The following is a 4,507-nucleotide window of genomic DNA, read 5'->3' as shown; positions in this document are numbered from 1 at the left end:
TGTTGGCGATCCTCAAGAAGCGCAGGAATCTGAACAAGGCTCGGGGAACGGTACCGGGTGCGCTCGTGGTTGAGCCCCCTCGCGTCCTCGGGTAAAGCGCGCGCTCGCTGACGCTGCACGCAGCGAGGGCCCGGAGCAGCCACTCCGAGCCCTCTGGGCGCAACGCACGGGGACGCGCGTCACGGCCGTGTCCCTCGATCGCACGAATGCGTGCGAGCGTCCACGGTGCGCGCGTTCGGCGCCCGGGGACGCGTGGAATCGCTGCGGTATGTGGTGTGTGCCCGGCCGATCTGTCGGCAGGTCTTTTTCCTCTGCAGCCGCTGCGACCGGGGCCAGTGGTACTGCGGCCGCGACTGCGCGCGGGTGATGCGGCGAGGCACGCTGCGCGCGGCGGGGATGCGCTACCAGGATTCCCCGCGCGGGCGCCGCGTGCACGCCGCCCGGCAGCACCGCTACCGACGCCGGCGTCGTGAAAAAGTGACGCATCACGCTCCCGCGGCAGGGGCGCGATCAGGCATGGACGCTGGTGCGCGTGACGAGACGCCCGAGGTCGACGCGCAGGAGGTGTCCGACGATGTCGTACCCGCTGGTGATGGCGATCGCACCGGGATCGCTCACGACACGCATCTTGGTCCAGGACGGGACGATCCCGCTCCTGAAAGCCCGGCTGCCGCACAGCCCACAGCATCCCCGCGCCGCGCTCGCGCTCGCCGAGGCGCTCACGCTGTGGACCAACCGCCCGTGCCGCGTTGCCGTCGCTGCGGTCGGCCGGGGCGCTTTCTGCGCCACGCCACGTTGGCTCGCTGCCCTCGAGTGGATGACCCGGCCCGACGCGGTGTCGGTCGTCTGCGTCCGTCATGACGCCATCCCGGTCGAGCCCGCGCGGCACGTCTTCGGCGACTTTGCGGATCTTCGCCGGATGCTCTGGCGGCGCGCGACGCGATGATCGCCGACGAGGTCACGGTCCGCATCCGGCGGCTCTACTACGCCGAGCACTGGCGGGTCGGCACGATCGCCACGGAGCTCGGCGTCCACCACACGACGGTCGTGCGCGCGCTCAACCGGGAGCAGCTCGTCGGGGCGACCGTGCAGCGGGTGCCGTCGTCGCTACTCGATCCGTACAAACCCTTCATTGCCGACGTCCTGGAACGCCATCCTCGGCTGCGTGCCACGCGGCTGCACGCGATGCTGCAGGGCCGAGGGTATCCGGGCAGCGTGCTCGTCGTCCGCCGCTACGTGCGCACCGTGCGCCCGCGACGGGCCGAAGCCTACCTGCGCCTGCAGACGCTGCCCGGCGAACAGGGCCAGGTCGATTGGGGCCATTTCGGCAAAGTCACGGTCGGCCACGCCCGCCGGCCGCTCGTCTGCTTCGTGCTCGTGCTCTCGTGGTCCCGCGCCGTCTACGCCCGCTTCGCGCTCGACCACGCGCTCGAGAGCTTCCTGCGCGGCCATGTCGAAGCCTTCGCGGCGCTCGGCGGGGTGCCCCGCACGCTCCTCTACGACAATCTCAAGAGCGTCGTCCTCGAACGGATGGGCGACCACGTCCGCTATCACCCGCGCCTGCTCGAGCTGGCGGGGCACTATCACTTCGCGCCGAAGCCGTGCGCCCCGTACCGCGGCAATGAAAAGGGCAAGGTCGAGCGGACGATCCAGTACCTGCGCCACGCCTTCTTCGCGGCGCGGCGGTTTGCCGACCTCGCCGATCTGAATCGTCAGCTCGCCGCCTGGATCGCCGCGACGGCACATCGGCGCCGCGTGCCGGGCGATCCCGCAGGCCGGATCGTCGATGCGGCCCTCGCCGAAGAGCAGCCGCGACTCCTGCCGCTCCCGGCGCATCCCTTTCCCTGCCACCTGCTGCGCGCGGTCACGTCGGGCAAGACCCCGTACGTCCGCTTCGATGGGAACGACTACTCGATCCCGCACGCGGCGGTCCGTCGGCCGCTCACCCTCATTGCCGACGAACACACCGTCCGCATCGTCGACGGCGCCACCGAGCTCGCGCGGCACAGCCGCTCCTACGATCATCGCCAGGTCGTCGAAGACCCCGCGCACCTCGCCGCGCTCGCCGCCGTCAAGCGGGCCGCCCACGAGCTGCGCGGGCGCGATCGGCTCCGCAGTCTCTGTCCCCACGCCGCCGCCTTCCTCGACGCGCTCGCGCGGCGCGGCCACCCGCTGCTCGCGGAAACGCGCCGCCTGCTCGATCTCGCCGATCGCTTCGGGGCGCCCGCGCTCGAGGCGGCGCTCGCCGACACGCTGGCGCGCGGCGCCGTCAGCGCCGCGGCCGTCGCGCACGTGCTCGATCAACAGGCCCGGGCCCGCCGCGCGCCTCCACCACTCGCCGTCGTGCTGCCCGACGATCCCCGCGTCCGCGATCTGCACGTCACCCCGCACGCGCTCGCCACCTACGACACGCTCACGACCCGACCGGAGCCCTCGCATGACGACGACGACCTCCCTCGCTGACCTCCTGGCGGCGCTTGGCCTGCGCACCACCGCCGCCCAGCTCGACGACCTCATCGCCCGCGCCACCACGCACCGCTGGAGCGCGACCCAGCTCCTCGAACACGTCGTCCAGCTGGAGACCGACGAACGGGCCCGTCGTGGGCTCGAACGCCGGCTCGCGCGCGCGCGCCTCGGGCGCTTCAAGCCGATGGCCGACTTCGACTGGACGTGGCCGAAGACGATCGACCGCGAGGCCGTCGAATCGGCGCTCCGGCTCGATTTCATCGCCCAGGCGCGCAACGTCGTCCTCGTCGCGCCGCAGGGCCTTGGCAAGACCATGATCGCCCAGAACATCGGCCATCAGGCGGTCCTCGCCGGGCACTCCGTCCACTTCGTCACCGCCTCGCAACTCCTGCTCGACCTCGCCGGGCAGGACTCCGCGCGTGCCCTCGATCGTCGCCTCCGCCACTACGGCGCCCGCACCACCGTCTTGATCGTCGACGAGATCGGCTACCTCTCCTACGACAGCCGCAACGCCGATCTGCTCTTCCAAGTCGTCAGTCGTCGGCATGAGAAACGGAGCCTCGTCCTCACCACCAATCTGGCGTTTCGCGACTGGCGGACCATCTTCCCGAACGCCACCTCGGCCGTGGCCCTCATCGACCGCCTCATCCACCACGCCGACGTCATTGCCATCGCGGGCGACAGCTACCGACTGCGCGAAGCCGAGCAGGCGCTCAAGACGAAGCCGACGCCCAAGACTCGGCCGTCGAAGGCGTGACCGACGTGCGGTCCATTTTTCCGCGCTTCGTCAGGTCCGCCAACAGCGCCGACGAGCGAGCGCTCGATCGCGAAGAGTGCGCCGATCAGCGCGAGCGCTTCGCGCGCCCGCTCGGGTTCCGAGCCGAGCGCCTTGAAGAAATAGCGACGCTGATGGGCCCAGCACCCGACCTCGACGACCGTCCCGTCGGCGTAGAGATGGTCGTAGACCGCATGCGCGTCGGCGACGAGGTAGCCGCGGTAGCCGGCGAGCAGGCGATCGACGCCCGCGGCGTCGTGGCGCGGCGTGTAGCTGAAGAGCACGTGGCGCCCGGGCGCCGCGACGACCCAGAAGTGGCCGGTCCGACACCGCTCGCGCGCTTGCACGAGCACGCCCGTCGCATCGGTGCAGAGCACCGGCTGCGCCCGCGCATCGGTCCACATCGCGTCGACGAGCGGGCGGACGAGCGCCGCCGCCTCGGCATGCCACCCGCAGAGTGTCGAGCGCGCGAGGGCGAGCCCGTCGCGGGCATAGATCCGCTCGAGCCGATGGAGCGGCTGATGGTCCTGCCAGCGCCGCACGATCGAATCGGCGAGCATGCCCGGCCCCGCGAGTCCGCGCGTGATCGGCAGGTCCGCCGGCGTGGCGATCAACACCTGGGTCGGCTCCCCCCGCCGCCGATCCTTGCGCACGAATTTCGGGCGCACCACCTGCACGATGACCGACGACGCCGGCCGGCGCTCGAGCGCTTCGCTGACTTCCGCCCCGATGCGCTCGAAGGCGGCGAGGCCCGCCTCCTGCACGTCGTGCGGGATCAGCTCGACGACGACGCGCGGGAGATGCGCGGGCAAGGGCTTCCGACCGTGCGGCGTCCGCGTGTGGCTCCGCACCGGCTGGGGCGTCGGCGCGGGCGTCGCGTCGCCGAGCAGCGTGGCGAGCAGATCGAGCGTCAGCTGCCGGTCATCGGGCGGGAGCCGTTCGGCCTGCTGCCCGAGCAGCCCGCGCTTGAGCTTCTCGTACGCTTCGAGCAGCTGCTGGTAGAGCGCGCGGTAGCGCTCCCGGTCGGCTTCCGATTGCGCGAGCGCCGTTTCCAGGGCGGTGAGGCGGGCGTGCAGCGTCTCGATCGTCGCGTCGGCCGCCTCCGCTCCCACGCGTCCTGCTGTAAAGCATAACGAATTCGTTAATGATCCCCCGGCAAAGCCGGGGGAATTTGAAGAGTGAGCCGCTCAAAGCGGCTGGAATGTTGGCCGCTCACGAGCGGCCCTGTGAGCGCCCTGAAGGGCGCTGCTACCAGAGGTGCAGCTG

The 4,507-nt window shown here is 71.2% G+C and carries 4 protein-coding genes; 3 read left to right on the top strand and 1 reads right to left on the bottom strand.

All coding sequences use genetic code 11. The annotated features are described in order from the left end of the window. Window positions 1–574 precede the first annotated feature (574 nt). From IT293_19645 to IT293_19635, 3 genes are read left to right on the top strand one after another with little or no spacing between them, the layout of a single operon-like run. Window positions 575–946, top strand: coding sequence for a hypothetical protein (locus IT293_19645; GenBank protein MCC6766876.1), 372 nt, complete (start codon window positions 575–577; stop codon window positions 944–946). Then, complete coding sequence (locus IT293_19640) at window positions 943–2,463, top strand: IS21 family transposase (GenBank protein MCC6766875.1); 1,521 nt, start codon at window positions 943–945, stop codon at window positions 2,461–2,463. Before IT293_19645 ends, IT293_19640 begins: the two co-directional genes overlap by 4 nt. Continuing rightward, the gene (locus tag IT293_19635; GenBank protein ID MCC6766874.1) at window positions 2,438–3,223 is read left to right on the top strand and encodes an ATP-binding protein; all 786 of its coding nucleotides are present in this window, start codon (window positions 2,438–2,440) and stop codon (window positions 3,221–3,223) included. Before IT293_19640 ends, IT293_19635 begins: the two co-directional genes overlap by 26 nt. Here IT293_19635 and IT293_19630 read toward each other — a convergent pair. Continuing rightward, on the bottom strand, window positions 3,151–4,353 hold the full coding sequence (locus IT293_19630) for an IS66 family transposase (GenBank protein MCC6766873.1): 1,203 nt from the start codon (window positions 4,351–4,353) through the stop codon (window positions 3,151–3,153). The two genes, IT293_19635 and IT293_19630, sit on opposite strands and share 73 nt — an antisense overlap. Window positions 4,354–4,507 lie beyond the last annotated feature (154 nt).

The sequence above is a fragment of the Deltaproteobacteria bacterium genome (assembly GCA_020848745.1).
In the GTDB taxonomy this organism is placed as follows: domain Bacteria; phylum Desulfobacterota; class Binatia; order UTPRO1; family UTPRO1; genus UTPRO1.
Note: the sequence above shows the minus strand (reverse complement) of the source record. Positions and strands in the feature narration are given on the sequence as shown.

Coding starts and splice junctions, on each gene's coding strand:
- IT293_19645 (MCC6766876.1), top strand. CDS start 575: ATGTCGTACCCGCTGGTGATGGCGATCGCACCGGGATCGCTCACGACA.
- IT293_19640 (MCC6766875.1), top strand. CDS start 943: ATGATCGCCGACGAGGTCACGGTCCGCATCCGGCGGCTCTACTACGCC.
- IT293_19635 (MCC6766874.1), top strand. CDS start 2,438: ATGACGACGACGACCTCCCTCGCTGACCTCCTGGCGGCGCTTGGCCTG.